The 20,208-nt window shown below is 71.6% G+C and carries 24 protein-coding genes and 1 tRNA gene; 9 read left to right on the forward strand and 16 right to left on the reverse strand.

Annotated elements, in window-relative coordinates:
- Nucleotides 1-83 precede the first annotated feature (83 nt).
- Both ACIPJY_RS05960 and ACIPJY_RS05965 read right to left on the reverse strand, forming a co-directional pair.
- The gene (locus ACIPJY_RS05960) at nt 84-431 is read right to left on the reverse strand and encodes a hypothetical protein (RefSeq protein ID WP_400463641.1); all 348 of its coding nucleotides are present in this window, start codon (nt 429-431) and stop codon (nt 84-86) included.
- Nucleotides 421-1,512: a DUF6177 family protein gene (locus ACIPJY_RS05965; RefSeq protein ID WP_400463644.1), complete on the reverse strand. Its 1,092-nt coding sequence runs from the start codon at nt 1,510-1,512 to the stop codon at nt 421-423. The genes ACIPJY_RS05960 and ACIPJY_RS05965 overlap by 11 nt, the downstream gene beginning before the upstream one ends.
- 197 nt (nt 1,513-1,709) lie before the next feature.
- On the opposite strand from ACIPJY_RS05965, the gene ACIPJY_RS05970 reads away from it, so the two are divergent.
- The 4 genes from ACIPJY_RS05970 (at nt 1,710) to ACIPJY_RS05985 (ending at nt 4,430) form a co-directional block, all read left to right on the forward strand.
- Nucleotides 1,710-1,780 (forward strand) — tRNA-Gly (locus ACIPJY_RS05970).
- 39 nt (nt 1,781-1,819) lie between these two features.
- Nucleotides 1,820-2,929, forward strand: coding sequence for an FAD-dependent oxidoreductase (locus ACIPJY_RS05975; protein ID WP_400463647.1), 1,110 nt, complete (start codon nt 1,820-1,822; stop codon nt 2,927-2,929).
- 174 nt (nt 2,930-3,103) lie between these two features.
- On the forward strand, nt 3,104-4,183 hold the full coding sequence (locus tag ACIPJY_RS05980) for a glycerate kinase (protein WP_400463650.1): 1,080 nt from the start codon (nt 3,104-3,106) through the stop codon (nt 4,181-4,183).
- 55 nt (nt 4,184-4,238) lie between these two features.
- A complete protein-coding gene (locus tag ACIPJY_RS05985) occupies nt 4,239-4,430 on the forward strand; it encodes a hypothetical protein (RefSeq protein ID WP_400463653.1) in 192 nt (63 codons plus the stop codon).
- A gap of 13 nt (nt 4,431-4,443) precedes the next feature.
- Here the strand turns inward: ACIPJY_RS05985 and ACIPJY_RS05990 are convergent, their stop codons facing one another.
- Entirely contained in the window at nt 4,444-4,602 is a 159-nt protein-coding gene (locus ACIPJY_RS05990; RefSeq protein WP_400463656.1) for a hypothetical protein, read from the reverse strand.
- 279 nt (nt 4,603-4,881) lie between these two features.
- Here ACIPJY_RS05990 and ACIPJY_RS05995 point away from each other — a divergent pair, with 279 nt between their 5' ends.
- On the forward strand, nt 4,882-5,928 hold the full coding sequence (locus ACIPJY_RS05995; RefSeq protein WP_400463659.1) for an NAD(P)-dependent alcohol dehydrogenase: 1,047 nt from the start codon (nt 4,882-4,884) through the stop codon (nt 5,926-5,928).
- Nucleotides 5,929-6,019: 91 nt separating this feature from the next.
- Here ACIPJY_RS05995 and ACIPJY_RS06000 read toward each other — a convergent pair whose 3' ends face one another.
- Genes ACIPJY_RS06000 through ACIPJY_RS06015 form a run of 4 tightly spaced genes read right to left on the reverse strand, consistent with a single transcriptional unit; the run spans nt 6,020 to nt 9,839 of the window.
- Nucleotides 6,020-7,399, reverse strand: a complete 1,380-nt coding sequence (locus tag ACIPJY_RS06000) for a hypothetical protein (protein WP_400463662.1) — start codon at nt 7,397-7,399, stop codon at nt 6,020-6,022.
- A gap of 13 nt (nt 7,400-7,412) precedes the next feature.
- Complete coding sequence (locus ACIPJY_RS06005; RefSeq protein ID WP_400463665.1) at nt 7,413-8,216, reverse strand: TIGR03943 family putative permease subunit; 804 nt, start codon at nt 8,214-8,216, stop codon at nt 7,413-7,415.
- Nucleotides 8,203-9,222: a permease gene (locus ACIPJY_RS06010; RefSeq protein ID WP_400463668.1), complete on the reverse strand. Its 1,020-nt coding sequence runs from the start codon at nt 9,220-9,222 to the stop codon at nt 8,203-8,205. Before ACIPJY_RS06010 ends, ACIPJY_RS06005 begins: the two co-directional genes overlap by 14 nt.
- 38 nt (nt 9,223-9,260) lie before the next feature.
- The gene (locus tag ACIPJY_RS06015) at nt 9,261-9,839 is read right to left on the reverse strand and encodes a TetR/AcrR family transcriptional regulator (protein WP_400468147.1); all 579 of its coding nucleotides are present in this window, start codon (nt 9,837-9,839) and stop codon (nt 9,261-9,263) included.
- An 88-nt stretch (nt 9,840-9,927) separates the two neighbouring features.
- Between ACIPJY_RS06015 and ACIPJY_RS06020 the strand changes: the two genes are divergently transcribed.
- Together ACIPJY_RS06020 and ACIPJY_RS06025 are read left to right on the forward strand one after the other, a co-directional pair.
- Entirely contained in the window at nt 9,928-10,242 is a 315-nt protein-coding gene (locus ACIPJY_RS06020) for a DMT family transporter (protein ID WP_400463674.1), read from the forward strand.
- Between the two features lies 1 nt (nt 10,243).
- The gene (locus ACIPJY_RS06025; protein ID WP_400463677.1) at nt 10,244-10,624 is read left to right on the forward strand and encodes a DMT family transporter; all 381 of its coding nucleotides are present in this window, start codon (nt 10,244-10,246) and stop codon (nt 10,622-10,624) included.
- A 104-nt stretch (nt 10,625-10,728) separates the two neighbouring features.
- Here ACIPJY_RS06025 and ACIPJY_RS06030 read toward each other — a convergent pair whose 3' ends face one another.
- Nucleotides 10,729-11,868, reverse strand: a complete 1,140-nt coding sequence (locus ACIPJY_RS06030) for a CE1758 family FMN-dependent luciferase-like monooxygenase (protein WP_400463680.1) — start codon at nt 11,866-11,868, stop codon at nt 10,729-10,731.
- 183 nt (nt 11,869-12,051) lie between these two features.
- On the opposite strand from ACIPJY_RS06030, the gene ACIPJY_RS06035 reads away from it, so the two are divergent.
- The gene (locus tag ACIPJY_RS06035; protein ID WP_400463683.1) at nt 12,052-12,522 is read left to right on the forward strand and encodes a hypothetical protein; all 471 of its coding nucleotides are present in this window, start codon (nt 12,052-12,054) and stop codon (nt 12,520-12,522) included.
- A 42-nt stretch (nt 12,523-12,564) separates the two neighbouring features.
- Here ACIPJY_RS06035 and ACIPJY_RS06040 read toward each other — a convergent pair whose 3' ends face one another.
- Nucleotides 12,565-13,377, reverse strand: coding sequence for a phosphatase PAP2 family protein (locus ACIPJY_RS06040; protein WP_400468149.1), 813 nt, complete (start codon nt 13,375-13,377; stop codon nt 12,565-12,567).
- Between the two features lie 325 nt (nt 13,378-13,702).
- On the opposite strand from ACIPJY_RS06040, the gene ACIPJY_RS06045 reads away from it, so the two are divergent.
- Nucleotides 13,703-14,149 carry a DUF4383 domain-containing protein gene (locus tag ACIPJY_RS06045; RefSeq protein WP_400463689.1) on the forward strand — a complete coding sequence of 149 codons (447 nt, stop codon included), beginning with the start codon at nt 13,703-13,705 and terminating at the stop codon, nt 14,147-14,149.
- 206 nt (nt 14,150-14,355) lie between these two features.
- Here the strand turns inward: ACIPJY_RS06045 and ACIPJY_RS06050 are convergent, their stop codons facing one another.
- The 7 genes from ACIPJY_RS06050 to ACIPJY_RS06080 all read right to left on the reverse strand — a co-directional run bounded on the left by ACIPJY_RS06050 (nt 14,356) and on the right by ACIPJY_RS06080 (nt 20,203).
- The gene (locus ACIPJY_RS06050) at nt 14,356-15,657 is read right to left on the reverse strand and encodes an ATP-dependent RecD-like DNA helicase (protein ID WP_400463691.1); all 1,302 of its coding nucleotides are present in this window, start codon (nt 15,655-15,657) and stop codon (nt 14,356-14,358) included.
- A complete protein-coding gene (locus ACIPJY_RS06055; protein ID WP_400463694.1) occupies nt 15,654-17,645 on the reverse strand; it encodes a cytochrome c oxidase assembly protein in 1,992 nt (663 codons plus the stop codon). Before ACIPJY_RS06055 ends, ACIPJY_RS06050 begins: the two co-directional genes overlap by 4 nt.
- A gap of 148 nt (nt 17,646-17,793) precedes the next feature.
- Nucleotides 17,794-18,081 (reverse strand): HU family DNA-binding protein, encoded by a 288-nt coding sequence (locus tag ACIPJY_RS06060; protein WP_022908191.1) that lies wholly within the window; start codon nt 18,079-18,081, stop codon nt 17,794-17,796.
- Nucleotides 18,082-18,392: 311 nt separating this feature from the next.
- Complete coding sequence (rpsN, locus tag ACIPJY_RS06065; RefSeq protein ID WP_017886455.1) at nt 18,393-18,698, reverse strand: 30S ribosomal protein S14; 306 nt, start codon at nt 18,696-18,698, stop codon at nt 18,393-18,395.
- Nucleotides 18,699-18,700: 2 nt separating this feature from the next.
- A complete protein-coding gene (gene rpmG, locus ACIPJY_RS06070; RefSeq protein ID WP_056123557.1) occupies nt 18,701-18,871 on the reverse strand; it encodes a 50S ribosomal protein L33 in 171 nt (56 codons plus the stop codon).
- Complete coding sequence (gene rpmB, locus ACIPJY_RS06075; protein WP_022903747.1) at nt 18,871-19,107, reverse strand: 50S ribosomal protein L28; 237 nt, start codon at nt 19,105-19,107, stop codon at nt 18,871-18,873. The genes rpmG and rpmB overlap by 1 nt, the downstream gene beginning before the upstream one ends.
- Before the next feature lie 400 nt (nt 19,108-19,507).
- Nucleotides 19,508-20,203, reverse strand: a complete 696-nt coding sequence (locus tag ACIPJY_RS06080; protein ID WP_400463701.1) for an alpha/beta fold hydrolase — start codon at nt 20,201-20,203, stop codon at nt 19,508-19,510.
- Nucleotides 20,204-20,208: the final 5 nt, after the last annotated feature.

Below are 20,208 nucleotides of genomic sequence, written 5' to 3' on the forward strand. Positions count from 1 at the left end.
GAGGACCGGCTTGCACCACAACTGGGGACACGCCCGGCGGTCCGGGGACAAGGGCTTCCCACAGGATCTCCGAAGAGACGGGCTCAGTCCCCGTGGACGATGCAGACCGCGTCGAGGTCGAGCGCTGCCTCGAGTGCGGCGGCGATGCCGGACTCCCCGTCCGCGCCGGCCGGGGTCACCGTGTCGACCCACCACAGCGGGGTCGCGAGCGCCGGGGCCTCCGGCAGGATCCGTTCGATCTCTTCCAGGGTGTCGACCCGCCGGACCCCGAGCACGGTGATCACCGGGTGGGTCGCGTCGCGGCAGACCTGCATCATCGGGCCGTCGTCGAGTGCCCGCACGCCCCAGGCGTCGTCGTGCAGCAGGAGCGCCTCGGCGATCTCCCGGACCTCGACCTCGCCGCGGCAGAGCAGGGTCACGTCACGCGGCACCGTGACCACCGTGGGATCCCGCCGCGACGTGTCCGTCGAGCGTGCCCTCGTCGTGGGCCGGGTCGAGCGGGGCACCGCCGACGAGCTGCAGGAAGCGGTCCTCGTCGATGCGGTCGAGGAACGACTCGAGCGCGGTCCAGCCGTCCTCGAGCCGAACGATGAGCCCCTGGTCGTCAGCGTCGCCCGGGGCGAGCCCGCGACCACCGAACGGGGAGGTCGAGGTGTGCGGCGGCGGCCAGACGTCGCCGCGGTCGAGGAACGACACGGCTTCCGGACCGACCACGACGGCGAGCGGCGACGGTTCGGCGTGGGCCACCGCGCGCACCAGGTGGTCCGCATCGCCGCGACGCTGCATGACGACCCCGAAGACGGGGACGACGTCCTCGGCGACACGGTGCACGGCCTCGAGCATCCGCTCGGCGAGCCGCGGGTCGGTGCCCTCGTCGGGCACGGTCAGGACGGCCGACATCGTCTCGACGACGACACCGTCGTCGAGGTGCGCGGTCATGGTCGCGGAGAAGCCGTCGCCGACGGCGTACGAGGTGCTGATGCCCGGCGACTCGTGCTTGGCGTACTGCGTCACGACCCAGCGGTCCCACGGGAGCGCGAGCGGCTCGGCGGTGCCCCAGCGATCCGGGCAGGTGCCGACCGTGTGGCACAGCGCCTCGATCGCGGAACCGATGTCGACCGCCCGCTCGGCGTGGTGCCGGAGCGTCAGGTCGATGCTGATCTGGCGGACGGACTGCGTGGCGACATCGAGGCCCGGAGACGGGACGCCGAGGAGTTCGGGTCCGTTGCGCACGAAGTCGTCGATCCCGTCGGCGACGACGCCCGTGCGGCCGTCGCGCATGGTGCCGTCCGCGTCGGTCACGGCCCACGCGGCACCGTGCGCACCGAGCGCGTGCCGGAGCGCCGGCGTGATCGCGGCGTCGGGGCCGGTCCGCAGGACGACCATCCGGTCGGAGGCGGCAGCACGCCGCAGCAGCGAGCCGAGCGCTTCGGTCAGCCACACCACCTGCGAGCCGGAGTCGACCACGATCGCGCGGCCGACCACGTCGTCGATGAGGGGATGTCTGACCATCCGTGTCCTCCTCGGGTCGGGGTCGCTGGAACTCCCTGGACGGTACACACACGCCCGACACCTGTCCGTCAGGCGGCGCGGCTCACAGAAGAGACACGGGAGGCTCGGGGCGGCTCCGACGGTCGGCGCTCGGCGCGCGGTCGGCTGGCTTCCAAGCGAGAATCCGGTATGGTTGTCGAGTCCCGCTGAGCGGGCACGCGAGTGTAGTTCAATGGTAGAACTCCAGCTTCCCAAGCTGGTAGCGCGGGTTCGATTCCCGTCACTCGCTCCGTTTCCCCCAGTCGCGCGACGCCGGTACGATCGCGTGATGTCCACTGTGTTCGACCAGGTCGTCGTCGGGGGCGGGGTCGTCGGCGCCGCAACGGCCCGCGCACTCGCAGCCCGTGGGGAACGCGTCCTGCTCGTCGAGCAGCACCCGCGCGGGCACGACCGGGGCTCCTCGCACGGTGCCAGCCGCATCTTCCGCATGGGCTACGCGGACGCCGAGTACGTCGCGCTCTGCCTTCGGGCGTTCGACGCCTGGCGGGCACTCGAGCGGGCGAGCGGTCGGACGCTCCTCGACCTCACCGGCGCGGTCGACCACGGCCGACCGGAGCAGATCGCGGCGATCCACGCCGCACTGACCCGCGCGGGCATCGACCACGAACTGCTCAACACCGACGAGGCCGCCGCGCGCTGGCCCGGGCTGGCCTTCGAGGGACACGTCCTCACGCACCCGTCCGCCGGCCGCATCCGCTCCGCCGACACGATCGAGGCACTCCTCGACCTGGCCGCGTCGGACGGCGCCGAGCTCCGCTTCGACACCCGGGTGACCGCCGTCGAGGACCACGGCGACTCGGTGACGCTGGCCGTCGAGGGCCAGGACGGCACCACGTCGGTGACCGCCGCCGGCGTCGTGGCCGCGGTGGGCTCGTGGGCCCCCACGCTGGTCGGCGACCTGTTCCGGGGACGCGGGGCGAGCCTCCCGGCCATCCGCGTCACCCAGGAGCAGCCCGCCCACTTCCCGAGCCACCTGCCGGACGGGGCATGGCCGAGCTTCGTGCACTGGCAGCTCGACGGACCCGACGTGTACGGGCTCCTCACGCCGGGCGAGGGCGTCAAGGTCGGGTTCCACGGGACCGGGCCGGTGGTCGACCCCGACGCGCGGGACTTCACCTCCGTGCCGGAGGAGCTCGAGCGGCTGCAGGCGTACGCCGCGCGGTTCGTGCCGGGGGTCGACCAGACCGCCCCCGAGCCGATCAGCTGCCTCTACGACAACTCCCCCGACGACGACTTCGTGATGGACCGACGCGGCCCGGTCGCCGTCGCGACCGGGTTCTCCGGGCACGGGTTCAAGTTCGCGCCGCTCCTCGGCGAGATGCTGGCCGACCTGGCGACCGGCGGGGCGCCGCACCCGCGGTTCGCGCTCCCCGGCTGACGCGCTCCGTCGCGCCGGGCGCTCCGTCCGAGGCGCCGCCGTCCGTCCGAGGCGCCGCCGTCCGTCCGAGGCGCCGCCGTGTGCTCGAGGCGCCGCGGTTTTCGGCGGTGTCTCGGCGCGACCGCGGTGTCTCGACGGGCGGGCGGTGCCACGGCGGCCCGCTAGCGTGGGGGCGTGCACGTCGTGATCGCGCCCGACTCCTTCAAGGGGACGGCCACCGCCGCCGAGGTTTCGACCGCGATCGCCGCGGGCTGGCAGTCCGAACGGCCGCTCGACACCCTGACCCTGATGCCGATGGCGGACGGCGGCGAGGGCACGCTCGACGCCTTCGCGACGGCGTTCCCCGACGCCCGCCGGGTCCCCGTCACGGTGACCGGGCCCGCCGGTGCGCCCGTCGCCACGTGGTGGCTGTCGCTGCCGGACGGTCGCGCGGTCGTCGAGCTCGCGGCGACGAGCGGCCTCCCGTTGCTCGACGCACCCGAGCCCGATCGCGCACAGACGACCGGGTTCGGCCAGGCGATCGCCGCCGCACTCGACGCCGGCGCGACCGGACTCGTGCTCGGGATCGGTGGGAGCGCATCGACCGACGGTGGCGCGGGGATGCTCGGCGCGCTCGGGCTGACGGGCGTGGCCCCGACCGCCGCGGGGTCGCTGCTCGACGACGTCACCACGGTCTCGGTCGCCACCGTGCGGCCACTGCCGCCGCTCGGCGTCACGGTGCTCACCGACGTGACGTCGCCCCTGCTGGGTCCGACCGGTGCCGCGGCCGTCTTCGGGCCGCAGAAGGGCGTCGCGCCGGACCGCCTGGCCACGCACGAGGCACGACTCGAGGGCTGGGCCGCCCGGTTCCCCGACGTCGACCCGACCACCCCGGGTGCCGGTGCGGCGGGTGGCACCGGGTTCGGCCTGCTCGTGTGGGGTGCCACGCTGGCGCCGGGTGCCACGGGTGTCGCGGACGTCCTCGGGCTCCCAGCGGTGCTCGCGACCGCGGACGTGGTGGTCACCGGCGAGGGGCGCTTCGACGGACAGACGGCGGCCGGCAAGGTCCCGACCGTGGTGGGGTCACTCGCCGCCGGGCGCCGGAGGATGCTCGTCGCGGGGGCGATCGACGCGCCGGTCGACGACTTCGACGCGGCAGCGTCCCTGACCGTCATCGCCACGCAGACGACCGGGGAGCCGTCCGACGCGCTCGCCGACCCGATGCGCTTCGCCCGCATCGCCGGGCAGCGTCTGGCGGCCCGCGCCGGAGACTGACGGGGTACGTCCGAACCAGTGCGAACGACATCGAGCGGCGCGTAGCGTCATGACCATGGCACGTACCTGGACCGGCAGACCGCACGTGCTCGCACTCGTCGGGGCGCTCGTGCTCCTGCTCGTCGGCATCGGGTTGCTGATCAGCCCGTGGGACGGGGCGGTCGGCGCCGTCGCATGGGTGCTCATCGTGGCCGCGATCGCACTCGGAGCACTCGCGCTGTTCTTCGCGAGGACACCCAGGAGCTAGTGACGAGCCGGGGTCAGGCGACCTGCTCCCCGAGGAAGTCGGCGTAGGTCGGCTCGTGCAGATCGGTGTGGTGGACCAGACGGGCTTCGACGAGCGCCTGGATCTCGGCCGGTGAGCGCAGGCCCCGGCGGTGCCATTCGTACGGGTGGACAGTGACGTTGTCGGCGGTCATGAGGACCAGCCCTTCGTGGGCGGCGAAGCCCGTGCTGCCCGTGTCGTTCCGCTGTGCCAGGGATCCGCAGGGCGCGGACGGCATCGTGGCGACGGATTCGGTGTCGACTCGGTTCACCCACCGTAAGTCGGCCGACCCGCGCCGCCAAAGCGAATGCGCGAACCGGACCGCTCGACGCGTTCCCCGGGGTGCCCTGATGGTGCCTCCCACACACGGGAGCGCTCCAGCAAGATGGATGCGGGCCGGATCCGGCCCACATGCGACCCCACGAGGAGATCATTGCGCACCGTCAACGCGTACGCGGCACCGTCAGCGACCGAGCCGCTCGTCAAGACCACCATCACCCGTCGTGACGTCGGCCCGAACGACGTCGAGATCGACATCGCCTACGCCGGCATCTGCCACTCGGACATCCACACCGTCCGTGGCGAATGGGGCGAGATCCAGTACCCGCAGGTCGTCGGCCACGAGATCGTCGGCCACGTCACCTCCGTCGGCGCCAACGTCACGAAGCACCAGGTCGGCGACCGCGTCGGCGTCGGCTGCATGGTCAACTCCTGCGGCGAGTGCGTGAACTGCGTCGCCGGCGAGGAGCAGTACTGCCTGAAGGGCAACATCCAGACCTACGCGGGCGTCGACCCCGCCGACGGCACGATCACGCAGGGCGGCTACTCCCAGGCCGTCGTCGTGAACGAGGACTTCGTCCTCCGTGTGCCGGAGTCGCTCGACATCGAGAAGGTCGCGCCGCTGCTCTGCGCCGGCATCACGACCTACTCGCCGCTCCACCACTGGAAGGCCGGCCCCGGCACCCGCGTCGCGGTCGTCGGCATGGGCGGCCTCGGCCACATGGCCGTGAAGATCGCGGTCGCGCTCGGCGCCGAGGTCACCGTCCTGTCGCAGACCACCTCGAAGCAGGAGGACTCGCTCCGCTTCGGCGCGAAGGCGCACTACGCCACGAAGGACGCCGCGACGTTCGAGGAGCTCGCCAGCTCGTTCGACCTCATCATCAACACGGTGTCGGCGAAGATCCCGATGGGGTCGTACCTGGGCCTGCTCGCCGTGGACGGCACGATCGTCAACGTCGGCGCACCGTCCGAGCCCCTCGAGGTCCCGGCGTTCGCGCTCATCGGACACCGTCGCAGCTGGGCGGGTTCGGCGATCGGCGGCATCCGCGAGACCCAGGAGATGCTCGACTTCTGCGCCGAGCACGGGATCCTGCCGGAGACCGAGCTGATCAGCGCCGACGAGATCAACGACGCCTACGAGCGCGTCCTCAAGTCGGACGTGCGCTACCGCTTCGTCATCGACGCGGCGACGCTGGCGTAGTCCCACACCGGGGCCAACCAGGGGGTCGTTTCGCGCGTCGGCAGTCGGGAATCCCGACCGTCGACGCGCGATTCGTCGTCCTGCGCCGGTGTCAGCTGACCTCGTCGCCGCTCGGGAGGGCTCCGCACCAGTCGATCGCCTCGCCGGTGAGGCTCGCCTCGAGCGCACCGGACGTCGCGTCGACGATGCTGACGAGGGCGCCGCCGTCGGACTTCGTCACGACGGCGACGAACTGTCCGTTGGGTGACGGGCACAGGGCGTTCAGGGTCGCGTCCGCCGGGATGGTCACCGGCAGCCGGGAGGCTCGGCTGCCGTCCACACGCACGATGCGGCTGGCGATCGTCCCGTCTGCACGGACCTCCCCCACGGTCCGCAGGTACGTCTCGTCCGTCAGCTGGGCGATCCGCCCGAGGTACGGCGCATCGGTGCTCCCGGCGGGTGCGACGATCGGGGTCCGCTCCCCGTCCGTGAGGTCGACGCGCTCGATCCCCGTGCCGGACTCCACGACGGCCGTCGTACCGGTCCCGACGAAGCCGTGCAGGTACGTCGAGGATCCCAGCCGGATCGGGTCGACGGTGCCGCTCATGTCGATGAGGAACAGCTCGTCGGTGCCCGTCCGGACGAGCGCGCTCTCGGTGCGCGGCACGTACGCCCACTGGCTCACCGTGATCGGGACGGCACCGGTCGTCGGCCCGCCGTCCGCCGTGACGGGCTGCGGCAGGTGGGTGCCGGTCATGTCGACCACGTACAGCCCGACGTCCCGGGACTCCCCGGTGGACGTGTCGGCGTACTCGAACCCGAACGAGGCGCCGTCGTCGGACGCGTGCAGCGCCGACGCGTGCCCGCGACTGCTCGGCAGGGTGATGTGCTCGACCGGGGCGTCCTGGTCCTCCACGCCGTCGCGCAGGGACACGATGTCGATCGTGGAGTTCCCGGCGCCGGAGTTCCGGAGCACCACGAGCGACCGGCTCAGTCGCACGTACTCGGCGATCCCGCTGCCCTGGTACACGGTGGTCGCGCCCGAGGCGTCGATCGCGCGGCGCACGATCCGGTCCGTCGTCCCGCCGGTACCCGGCACGAGCGCGAGCACGTCGGTCGTGCCGGTGCGGATCGTCGCGCGGAGCTCGGCGGTCGCGGCCTGCCCCGGCGCCCGAGCCCCGGAGACCGTGACCGTGTAGGCGCGGTCGTACTCGAGCGGTCCGGCGAACTCGACCGCGACGGTGTTGCCGCTCGACGTGACCGTGTGCGCGGCCGCCGGACTGACCCGGACGTCCCCGGCGGACACGCGCTGCAGCGCCTGGTTCGCGGTGAGGATCACGCGCTGCGCCGGGCGGGACACGATGTCGGTCGCGTCGTACGACACCGAGCGCAGCCGGGGCCCCTGCTGCGACCCGACGACCGCGGCGAGCGCGGCCACGACGACGAGCACGAGCACCACGGCGACGAAGCGCCGGCGGAAGCGTGTCGCCAATGGTCGTCCCGTGTCAGTACTCATACGGGTCCTCCGGCTGTGCGATCCGCTGCACGGCGGCGGCCTTGACGACGATCCGCGCGTCCGAGGACTGGTCCGGGTTCGCCGCGAGCGCCCCGGTCACGCGCACCCACTGGTTCTCGTCCGGCGGGGTCTCGTCGGTGGTCACCCCGAGGCCGACCGGCTGGGCGTCGACCGCGCAGCAGCTGATCACGAAGCGCGTCAGGGTGAACGAGCCGTCGTTCCCCGGCACGACGAACCCGGTCAGGGTGACCCGCTTGCCCACGAGGGACGACGTGTCCGTGGTCTGCCGGATGAGCGCCGCCCAGTCCTTCACGCCGTAGCCGGACGTGTCGACCGAGTCGCTGCCGAGGAGGGAGACACCCGCGGACCCGGTGGCGTCGGACAGCGTGGCGGAGTCGACGGCCCGCTGCTGCGCGGTCCGCGCGGACAGGGTCGTCGGGGGCAGGACCAGCATCGCCACGGTGACCACGACCGTGACCAGCGCCGCCGCGCCGGCGAGGGCCGACCCGATGCGGCGAGTGGGGCCTCCTGTCCTGGTGGAGGCGACCGTCTCGTCGTCCGGACCCGCGTGGTCGTGCGTGTGGCCGGCTCCCCGTGCGGTCACGACGAGGCCGGCGATCGATGCCGGCACGGCGACGGCGGCGAGCACGACCGTGAACACCGAGTACCGCGGGTTGATGTACAGGTCGAGGTGCCCCGCGGCTGCGAGCCACAGGGTACAGACGGCGACGGCGAGGACCGACCCGAGGCCGAGGAGGGCCCGGCGGCGACCCGTGTGCTCAGACGAGGACATTCATCACCAACCCGACAGCGGCGGCGAACAGGACGCAGACGACGCTCAGCAGCACGAGGAACCGGGTGCGGAACGTCGTGCGGAGCAGGGCGATCATCTTGACGTCGATGATCGGGCCGATGACGAGGAACGCGGTGAGCGCACCCGGCAGGAACGTCGAGGCGAAGGACAGCGCGAAGAACGCGTCGACGTTGGAGCAGAGCGAGACCGTCATCGCGAGGAGCATCATCGCCAGCACCGAGAGCACGGGGTTGCTGCCGATCGCGACGAGGGTGCTCCGCGGGACGGCGACCTGGATCGCGGCAGCCAGCCCGGCCCCGACGAACAGGGCGGGCATCATCGTCGCGGTCTCGCCGCCGAACTGCGCAGCACTCTCCCGCCACCGGTTCCGGCCGACGGGGGCACCCACCGCGGCGCGGCAGCGGGCCTCGAACGCGGGCAGCAGCAGGTCCGTCGGGCGACGGTGCGCGGCGACGATCCAGCCGACGAGGTTGGCGACGACGAAGCCGCCCACGATCCGGACGGGCAGGATCCACCCGGACCACCCGAAGGCCTGCGCGGTGCTGACGATGACGAGCGGGTTGAGGATCGGGGCGGCGACGAGGAAGGTGACCGCCTCGGCCGGGGTGAAGCCGCGGAGCATCAGGCCGCGGGCGAGCGGGACGTTGCCGCACTCGCAGACCGGGAAGAGCATGCCGATGAGGGAGATCACGGCGCGACGGGGCATCGGGCGGCTCGGCAGGACCCGCTCGAGTGCGCCCTGCGGGACCCACACCTCGACGACGATCGACAGGACGATGCCGAGCACGACGAACGGCAGGGACTCCACCACGACGCTGATCGCGAGCGTCAGGAAGTCCTGCACGACGTCCGGCAGCCCGGCGCTGCCGATGCTCGGTGTGGCCAGGCGGATCCCGAGCAGGACGACGACGGCCAGCAGCACGAGTCCCGGGCCGGTGCGGCTCCGGGTGCGCTGCTGCGGCGGCGTCGTGGTGCGCGTCGTCACCGGGCCAGGATAGGCGACGCCGGTGGCGGGCTCCGGCGTCAGCCCTGGGCGAGCCCTGCGACGTGCCGGTCGAGCAGGTCGATCGCCCAGCTCGCGTCCCCGCCAGGATCGAGTCGCACCACGTGCAGGGCCAGGCCGTCCACCATGGCGTGCAGCCGCTGGGTCTCGTACTCCGTGTCGGCCGCCGGCACCCCGAGCGCCCCGAGGATCCGCGCGCACCACTGCCGCATCTCCTCGACGACGCGGTCGTGGAACGGGCGGAGCTCGGCGTCGGTCAGCGCCGCAGTCCCGAGCGCCAGGTAGACGTCGAGCTCGATGCGCCGCTCGTCGTCGAGGGGCAGCAGCTCGACCAGGACGGCGTGCGCGTAGGCCGTCCCGGTGAGGTCGGGCGGCAGCGCGTCGATGCGCGCCGCGGTGCCGTCGAAGACCAGGGTGAGCGCGTGTTCCCGCACGCTGGCCTGTGTCGGGAACGTGTAGCGGACGGTGCTCGGCGGCAGCCCTGCCTCGGCGGCGACGTTCCGGACGCTCAGCGCGCCGAGGCCGTCGCGCGCGAGCACACGGCACGCCGCCTCGGACACGGTCCGGCGGCGCTCTTCGACGTTCATGCTGCGAGCCACCCGATCATTCTGGCACGACTGTACGACTTCGTGCTAGAACTGGGATCGTTGTCGCACAGTCGTGCGAACACAAGTCGGGAGGAACAGCATGACGTGGATCGTCCTGGTCATGTCCGGCGTGCTCGAAGCCGTGTGGGCGACCGCACTCGGCGCGTCGAACGGGTTCAAGAAGGTGGTGCCGACGATCGTCTTCGTCGTCGGCATGGCCGCGAGCATGGCCGGCCTGGCGTTCGCGATGACGGCGATCCCGGTCGGGACGGCCTACGCGGTGTGGGTCGGCATCGGCGCGTCCCTGACGGTGCTCGTCGCGATCGCCCGCAAGCAGGAGGCAGCGTCGTTCGGCCGGGTGGCGCTCGTCCTCGGGTTGGTCGCCTGCGTCGTCGGCCTCAAGGTGGTGAACTGAGATGGCCTGGATCGTGCTGTTCGTCAGCGCCGCACTCGAGACCGTCTGGGCGACCGCGCTCGGCGAGAGCCAGGGCTTCACCCGCCTGCAGCCGACGATCGTCTTCGCGATCACGATCGTGATCAGCCTGGTCGCGTTCGGGTACGTGCTGCGGCACATCCCGATCAGCACGGCGTACGCGGTGTGGACGGGGACCGGGGCGGCCCTCACGGTGCTCTGGGGCATGGCGACGGGCGCCGAGCCGGTCACGGTGCTCCGCCTGGTGTTCATCGCGGGCATCGTCGGGTGCGTGGTCGGCCTGAAGCTGCTGCCGGCGCGCGCGCCGCGAGCGCCGCGAGCGCCGCGCGCTGCCGCACCCGGCGCCGCGCGCGATCACGCGTAGGCAGTCGAATCGCGCGTAGTGGGTCAGAAGTTCCGACCCCCTACGCGCGATTCCACCCTCCCGTCACGCGGCGTGGGTGGAAACCACCCCTCGCCGGGTCACATTCAGACCGACGCGCCGGTCCACTCGTCGACCGCGGCGACGTGGTCGGCGCCGGCCGTACCTGCCGCACGGGCGGCCGCGACGCGCTCCACGTGCGACGGCGGGTTCGACGGCACGCCCGCCGGACGGCCCTCGTCGTTGATCTTGCGGAGCTCGGGGACGATGTCCTCGGCGAGGATGTCGATCTGCTCGAGCACCGTCTTGAGCGGCAGCCCCGCGTGGTCGACCAGGAACAGCTGGCGCTGGTAGTGCCCGACGCTATCCTTCATCGCCGCGTACCGGTCGATGACCTGCTGCGGGGACCCCACCGTGAGCGGGGTCTGCTGCGTGAAGTCCTCCATCGACGGTCCGTGGCCGTAGACCGGGGCGTTGTCGAAGTACGGCCGGAACTCGTCGATCGCGTCCTGCGAGTTCTTCCGGGCGAAGAACTGCCCGCCGAGGCCCACGATCGCCTGGTCCGCGGTGCCGTGCCCGTAGTGCTCGAAGCGCTGCCGGTACAGCCCGACCATCTGCGCGGTGTGCTCGATCGGCCAGAAGATGTTGTTGTGGAAGAAGCCGTCGCCGTAGTACGCGGCCTGCTCGGCGATCTCCGGGGTGCGGATCGAGCCGTGCCACACGAAGGGCGCGACGCCGTCGAGCGGACGCGGGGTCGACGTGAAGCCCTGCAGCGGCGTGCGGAACTTGCCCTGCCAGTTGACGACCTCGTTCTCCCAGAGCTGGCGGACGAGCGCGTAGTTCTCGATCGCCAGGTTGACGCCCTGCCGGATGTCCTGCCCGAACCACGGGTAGACCGGGCCGGTGTTGCCGCGACCCATCATCAGGTCCATGCGGCCGTCGGAGATGACCTGGAGCATCGCGTACTCCTCGGCGATGCGCACGGGGTCGTTCGTGGTGATCAGCGTCGTCGAGGTCGAGAGCGTGATGTTCTTCGTGCGACCGGCGAGGTACCCGAGCATCGTCGTCGGCGAGGACGCGACGAACGGCGGGTTGTGGTGCTCGCCCGTGGCGAAGACGTCGAGGCCGGCCTGGTCCGCGTGCTCGGCGATGGTGAGGATGTCGCGGACGCGCTGTGTGTCGTCCGGCGTGGTTCCCGTGGTGGGGTCGGTCGTGACGTCACTGACCGTGAAGATACCGAACTGCATGGTGTCCGCCTCCTGCGTGATCGTTCTATGCGTTTGCATCGAACTGACGAGTACAACGTAACGCACCGGAGACTATTCCGCGACGTCCACCGAAGTGCCGACGGCCGTTCCTGAGCAACACGCGTAGCGTTGCCGTGGAACCCTCACCAGGCTCACCGATCAGGACTCCGCGGAGGTTCCACCGTGCCGACCATCTCCTCGACAGCCGCGCTCGTCGACGACGAGTGGGTGCTCCGCTGCGTCGACTACCCCGCCATCGAGCACCACGGTGCCTGGCTCGACGACGTCGTCGTTCGGCACCGCACGATGGTGCAGGACTTCGCGGGGTCGCTCCCGCGCATCGAGTTCGCCGTCGGGGACGAGTCCACTGCGGCCCGGATCGCGGCCGTCCGGGACGCGAGCGAGCGGGCCCGGGCGATGCGGGCGGCGGCGCGGGCGCTCGAGGACTCCGTCGCCCGTGATCGTGAGGCGCTCGTCGAGCGGCTCACCGAGCTGCACGTGGCGCCGTCGGAGATCGCGGAGATCCTCGGGCTCTCCGTCCGAGCGGTCCGCGACGAGGTCGGCTCGGACGAGGAGGCTCGGATCGCCCGCCGGATCCTCCGGACGATGCACGCCGGCGACGCAGACCCGGAAGCGACGTCACCCTCGCGCTGACGAGCCCCCGTCCGCGGCCGTCACACTCCTGTCACCGGGGGCTCATGCCGGCGCAGGCACACCCTTCGTGTCCGTCGTCGCAGCCGCGTGGTGCATGCCGTCCGCGAGCCACACCACGGTGACGACGACGAGCACGGCCGCCGACGAGGCCATCCGCCCGGCGACGAGGAGGGCGTCGTGGTCGTAGCTGCCGGACCCGTACCCGCTCGCGAGGGCGACGACCAGCGCGGTCACGCCGACCGCGAGCACCACCCCGACGGACACCAGCAGCACGGCGGTGACCACTCGGCGCGGGCCGCGACGGCCGTCCCGGTCACCCCGGGCGCCGCGGTCCACGGCGGGCCCGAACGCCCGGACGATGCCGAGCCAGAACAGGGCGATCGCGCAGGCCCCGACGATGTCGCTCACCCGGTGCCACCCGTAGACCACGGTCTGGTTCGCGACGAAGACCGCGTAGGCCGCCCCGATGAGCAGGACGACGGGTCGGAAACGACGCGGGGTGACCATCAGGACGGCGAACAGCGCGGCGAGGGCGATGGTCGCGTGGCCGGACGGGAACGAGTTCGGCGTCGTCGACTGGGCGATCTCCGGGCGCACGGCGATACGCTTGAGCAGCGTCGAGGTGCCGGCCGAGGCGAGCACCACCAGACCCGCCGCCAGTCCGACGGCGAGCCGCCTCCGGGCGAAGGCCACGGCGGCGATCACGACCACCAGCAACAGGATCACCGGGACCGAGATGACGTTGAGCGCGGTGTCCGACCCGAACAGGTCGGTCTCCCTGACCCCGCCGAGTGCGGAGTCCTCGAGCCGCTGCCCGAACGGCGTCAGCACCGCGACCGCGTAGACGAGAGGCACGATCACGAACCCCACACCCGCAAGCACCCCCCACCGGAGCCGCCGGGACACGCTCGGCCCGCGTGCGTCGTCACGCGAGGGCAGGGCGCTGCGATCGGGCGTGCGGGTCACGGGGATCGTCCTCCTCGGTGTCGTCGTCGCCGGCCTCGTCGTGCGCCTGGTGACGGCGCTTCGATTGGGTCGCTCGGGGTCCGACACGATACCGTTGGGCGGCCGGTCGAATCCTGGGAACCAGGGCCCGATCGGCCTCGTCCAGCGGAGCGTCAGGCCCGCTCGGAGCACACCAGTCGCCGCGCAGGACGTGGCCCCACAGGAGGAGACCGACGTGGCCGTCAAGGAACCGAGCATCATCGCTTCGCCGAACCGTGCGCTCGCGCTGACCGTCGGCACCCTGCTCGCCATCTGGGGCATCCTGGGCTTCTTCTTCGCCGGTGAGAACGGGCACGCCTTCTTCGGTGACAGCGGCGGCCTGCTGTGGAACGCCTTCCTGGTGAACCCGGCGCTCGCCTCCGTCTGGACCCTGCTCGCCGCGGCGCTGTTCATCGTCGGGCTCGGCAACACGATCGGGTCGCGCAACGTGAACGTCCTGGTGGGGATCGTCCTCGTGGTGCTCGCGGTGTACGGCTTCGTGTTCGTGAACACCTCGGCCAACGTCTTCGCGCTCAACACGACCGACAACGTCTTCAACGCCATCGTCGGCGTCGTCCTGCTGCTCACCGCACTCGGCGCCGACAAGCAGAACATCCGCGCACTGCGAGCCGCGCGCGCCTGACGCGCGCCGCGGCCGGTCCGATCCGGTCGCATGGCGTTTCCGATACCGCAGCGGTCGATCCACTTCTGCCGTGTTGAACTCTGCGAACGCATCCGATGCATTCGCAGGCTTCGACACCGCACGAGTCGATCGACTTCTGCGGTGTCGAACGTTGCGGACGCACGCAGCGCGCCGGCGCCAGCGCGAGCGCAGCGCGACTGCGGGCCTCAGGCGTCGGGCTTGGGCGCCTCGAGCTGGGTGGCGACGACGCGAGGCGCCTCGGACATGAAGCGCCGGACGTCGAGGTCCACGATGATGTCCGACGGGCGCAGCGGCCGGGTCAGGAAGAGACCGTCGAGTGAGGTCAGCCGCGACAGCGCGACGTAGGTCTGGCCGGCGCTGAACACCCGGTTCCCCAGGTCGATCACCGCCCGGTCGTAGGTGCTGCCCTGCGACTTGTGGATCGTCACCGCCCAGGCCAGGCGCAGCGGGAACTGCTGGAACTCCCCCACGGTGTCCTTCTTGAGCTCCTTCTTGTCCGCGTCGTAGGAGTACTTGAACTTCTCCCAGACCGACGGTTGTACCTCGAAGGACTCGCCGTCGACGTCCACCCACACGGTGTCGCGGATGGTCTGCACGATGCCGAGCGTGCCGTTCACCCAGCGCTGGTCCGGGTCGTTGCGGAGGAACATCACGTGCGCGCCCGGCTTGAGCTCGAGGGCTTCGTCGGCGGGGAAGTTCCGGCCGCCGAAGTCGCCGTTCACGTCGGCGCGCGCGGTCTTCAGCTTGCCGGGGAGCCGCTCGAGCGCTGCCTTGTTGATGCGCGCGACGGTGTCGTTCCGCGTGGCCAGCGTGATCGCGTCGTCGGGCGCGGGCCGGGCGCCGGCTTCGTTCAGCCGGTCGGCGATGTCCGCCGTGACCCGCCCGTGCCGCACGGCGGTGAGCATGGCGGCGAAGGCGTCGTCGCGCTGCCGGTGCACGGTCGCGAGTTCGATGATGTTGAGCTCGGCCTCGAGCCAGACCTTCGCGTCGAAGAACCACAGCGAGCGGTAGTGGTCGGTGAAGTACGCGCGTTCGTCGGCGTCTCCGGGGACCGGCGGGAGCTGGTACGGGTCGCCGAACATGACGACCTGGACGCCGCCGAACGCCTCGAACTGCCGCCCGCGGGCCTTGCGCAGTGAGCGGTCCATCGCGTCGAGCAGGTCGGCGTTGACCATGGAGACCTCGTCGATCACCAGGGTGTCCATCGTGTTGAGGAGCTTCCGGGTCTCCGGGCCCTGGCGGAGTTCGGCGTCCGCGATGAGCCCGATCGGCAGCCGGAAGAGCGAGTGGATCGTCTGTCCGCCGACGTTGAGCGCGGCGACGCCGGTCGGGGCGCAGATCACGACCTGCTTCTCGGTGTTCCACGACAGGTGGTTCAGCAGCGTGGACTTCCCGGTGCCGGCACGGCCCGTGATGAACACGTGGTCGCGCGTCGACTCGATGTACTCGAAGACGGCGCGCTGCTCGGCGCTGAGTTCGATGCTCACGAGGTGCTCGCCCCGGAGCCGGCGGCGTCGACGCTGACCTGGTCGCGGTCGTCCTGGTGCGCGGTCGGGCCCGGAGCGGGGGCGGCCGGCGCCACCCCGGCCGGGTCCGCGCCCTGACGGAGCCGCACGGCACCGACGACGACCACGGCGACGAACAGCAGCACGCCGGCCACCACGAGCACGGTGCCCCCGCGGGCCTGGTCGACGAGCGGGTCCGGTCCCCAGGTGCGTCCCATCGCCCCGAACCACGACGCCTGCAGCAGCCCGAGCGGTCCCCGCATGGCGATGCCGAGCGAGACCGTGCCGGCAGCGACGACGAGGCCGCCGACGACCCGGACGAGGAACGCCGCCCGCGAAGCCGCCCGGGCACCGGCGGCGATCGGGGTGAACAGGGTGGGGAGCGCGAGCAGCCCGACGAGCAGGAAGACGGCGTCGATCACCGTCCGGCCGATGGAGTCACTGACGGACCAGCGCACGGCCTGGGTGCCGTAGAACGCCCACCACACCGCCGCGAGCAGCAGGATCGACGGGAACGGCTGGACGAGGTACCGCACGGTGGGGTTCTCGACGAGGACGTCGGTCCACTCGCGGACCCCGGTGCTGTCGTCGTCGCGCGGGTGCACCGCAGCGCGGATGAGCTGCACGGGTGCCGCGGCCCAGACCAGCGCGGGCACCACGAGGCCGAGCAGCACGTGCGCCCCGACGTTGGCGGACACCAGGAAGCGGTCGTAGTCGTGGAGCGAACCCGAGGTGGCGACGACGAGGCACAGGATCCCGAGGGCGGCGGCGACCGACCGGCGAACGGGCCAGGACCAGCCGCGCCGCCGGAGCCGGACCACCCCGGCGACGTACGTGGCGGCGAGGAGCACGGCGGCCATCAGCCAGAAGAGGTCGATGTTCCAGTGCGTGAGCCACCCCCATGCACCGGGTGCGTGCGGCAGGGTGTCGTCGGTGAGGAGTTCGGCCGGCGAGGGGTTCGTGGTCTTGCTCAGGGCGATCTGGTCCACCGGGGTGGCCGTCCGCCCGAGTGCCGCCGCGAAGCCGGACGCCACGCCCATCACCGCGAGCTCGAGCACGATGAGGGTCCAGAACGGCCGGTGCCGGGCGGGAGCCGCGGACAGCGCGACGATCGCCCGCCGACGCTGCACCGCGCCGAGGACGCCCATCGCGACGATCGCACCGATCTTGACGAGGATCAGGACGCCGTAGGGGGTGAAGAGGTTCGACAGCGCCCCGACGCGGATCTGCGCCGAGGCGACGCCCGAGACCGCGACCAGGACGAAGCAGCCGAGCGCGATGCTCGAGTACCGGCTGACGACGAGCGCCAGGCGGTCCCCCGGGACGACGCCACGGACGAGCACGAGCATCACGAGCCCCCCGACCCAGAGCGCGGCGCCGATCAGGTGCAGACCGAGCGCGGTGACGGCGGCATCGTGACTGGCCGTGCCCGCCGCGTGCCCCTGCTGAGCGAGCGGGATCAGGCCGATCATCGAGACGCCCGCGGTCAGGGCGACCATGCCCCGCGAGCGGACGGCGAAGCAGAGGACCGTGACGGCTGCCGCGACGAGGACGGTGACCAGCCACGCGAGCCCGAGGTCCGTGCCGGTGAGGAAGACGCCCATCGACTGGCCGAACTGCTCGTCGAGGGAGACCCTGGACCCCGCGACGCTGAGGAACGTGAAGAACGTCGTGACGGCGGACGCCACCGTCCAGACCCCGGCGGCCGCAGCCGCGACGTCGATGGCACGGTTCCACTCCGGCGCGGTCCGCGACAGGCCGATCGTCGCGAGGGCGAGCCCACCGATCGTGGCGGCTGCCGAGAGGTCGACCACGACGCGGGCGATCGGCAGGCCGAACCGCACGGCGGCTCCGGGGTCGGCGATCAGCGCGGCGTTCGCCCCACCGCCGATCACGAGCGCGATCAGGAGGGACACGAACGCGGCGAGGACCAGGACTGCTGGCCCGGCGATGCGCGCGATCCGGTTCACCCGTCAAGCCTAGGCGCTGCTCCCGCGCCAGCAGAATCGTCCGGCCCACCCTGTGGACAGCGGAACGGACAGCCGAACGGACAGCGGAACGGCGAGGGAACGACGAAGGGGACGGCCGAAGCCGTCCCCTCCGTGCAGTGGAGCAGTCTTACTTGACCGCAGCCTTGAGCTTCGAGCCGGCGCTGACCTTGACCGAGTCGCTCGCGGCGATCTCGATGGCCTCACCCGTCTGCGGGTTGCGGCCGGTGCGGGCGGCGCGGTGCGTCTTCTCGAAGGCGATCCAACCGGGGATCGTGACCTTCGTGCCGTCGGCAACGGAGCCCGAGACGACGCTGAAGAGGGCGTCGACGACGCCGTTGACGGTGGCCTGGCTCTGGCCGGACTCGGCGGCGACGGCAGCGACGAGCTCGGTGCGGTTCAGTGACTTGTCAGCCATTGGATGTCCTCCTCGGACTTCTTGCGTATCGGTCGGACGCACGAGGCGTCCGGTGTTCCGGGCGGGTGCCCGGTGCATCGGATCAGCGGACCGGAGCCCAGCGGAACCGGACTTGAAACTACCAGCCGGGTGGGGCGAAACCTGCCGACTCGCCCGGATTTCCGGGGTTGTCGAGGGAGAGGAGTGACGAATGTGAACAAAGTGACGAAGTTGTCCCCCGCGCACGACGAACACCCGCACACGACCAACGCCGCACACGACGAACGCCCCGCCACCGGTGAGGGTGACGGGGCGTTCGGGGAAGCGGATGCTTACCAGGAGCTCTTCGTGATGCCGGGGAGCTCGCCACGGTGCGCCATGTCGCGGAAACGGACACGGCTGATGCCGAACTCACCGAGGTGGCCACGGGGGCGGCCGTCGATGGCGTCGCGGTTGCGGTAGCGGATCGGCGAGGCGTCGCGGGGGAGCTTCTGCAGCCCCACGCGAGCGGCCTCACGCGACTCGTCCGTGCCGTTCGGGTCCACGAGGGCCTTCTTCAGCTCGAGACGACGCTCGGCGTAGCGCGCGATGATGACGGCACGCTGGTTGTTCTTCGCGATCTTGCTCTTCTTCGCCATGCTTAGCGCTCCTCACGGAAGTCGACGTGCTTGCGGACCACCGGGTCGTACTTCTTCAGCACGAGACGGTCCGGGTTGTTGCGACGGTTCTTCTTGGTCACGTAGGTGAACCCGGTGCCCGCCGTCGAGCGGAGCTTGATGATCGGACGAACGTCCTGACCCTTCTTGGCCATCAGATCTTCTCCCCACGGGCGAGGAGGTCCTTGACGACGGACTCGATGCCGCGTGCGTCGATGACCTTGATGCCCTTGGCGCTGAGCGTGAGCGTGACGTTCCGACGAAGCGAGGGCACATAGTACGTCTTCTTCTGCACGTTCGGGTCGAAGCGACGCTTCGTCCGGCGGTGCGAGTGCGAGATGTTGTGTCCGAAGCCGGGGGTGGCTCCGGTCACCTGGCACACTGCTGCCATGGTTTCCTCCTGAGGTACCGTGCGACCGGACGGCCGCACCCAAGTTCACTTGCCTGGTGCACACGCGCGACCACGTCGCGAGGGGGTTGTGCACACCGCCCAGGCCCGTGGACCCTGTCGAAGGGAACCCGGACACCGCGCAACCGCGGCGTTCGCGACGGTCGGAGGGCTGAACAACGGGCCCGCGCAGACGCGGGCCAGCCACCCACACTACAAGAACGCCGGGCGTGTCGCAAACCCCACAGCCCCCACGGTTCGTCACCGGACGCGCGGAGCGCGGTCCACACCCGCCTGGAGGCCGGGCTCGCCCCCGCACCGCACGCGCGGCCCCGGAGACGGCCACCTGCAGCACCGGACACGCGTCGACGACGCGGGTCCGGCCTCCAGACCGGGTGTGTCGCTAGTGACCGACGGACGGGCGCGGCGCGAGGGCCTGGACCATCAGCGCACCCAGCTCCCGCGGTGCGGTGAACATCGGCCAGTGGCCGGTGTCGAGGCCGACGATGGCCAGGTCCTCGGTCGCGACCAGCTCCGTCGCCCACGCCTGGTGGTCGGCCACCATCGTGGCGAGCTCGGGGGCCGGGATCTCGCAGGAGATGATCGTGGCCGGGATCGTGTGCCGCGCCGCGTCCGCGTAGTGGAACCGGTCGCTCGGCAGCGCGGCGGGCTCGGGGACGGCGCGGTGCTCGAAGGCGCGCCTGTCGGCGTCCGTCAGGCCGCGGAGCGTCGCCGGCTCCCAGAAGTCCCAGCTCGGCAGCGGGACGACGCCGTCCACGACCGGGAGTTCGTCGTTGACGCACCCGCCCGTCGGGCCGGGGAACGTGTCGACGTAGAGCAGGTGCGCGACGAGCGACGGACGCTGGTCGGCTGCCATGTACACGATCGGGCCGGCACCGGAGTGTCCGGCCAGGACCACCGGATCCTCTGGGGTGGCAACGTCGTCCAGGCGGGCGACGACCGAGGCGACCTGTTCGTCGAGGGTGTCTCCGTCGCGGGTCAGTGCCTCGACGGAGTGCCCGGCATCGCGGAGGACCGGGACGACCTGGTCCCACGCGTCCGCTTCGAGCCAGAAGCCCGGCACCAGGATCACGTGCATGGCCG

Origin of the sequence: Curtobacterium sp. NPDC090223, from assembly GCF_044746585.1 — a bacterium.
GTDB lineage: Bacteria > Actinomycetota > Actinomycetes > Actinomycetales > Microbacteriaceae > Curtobacterium.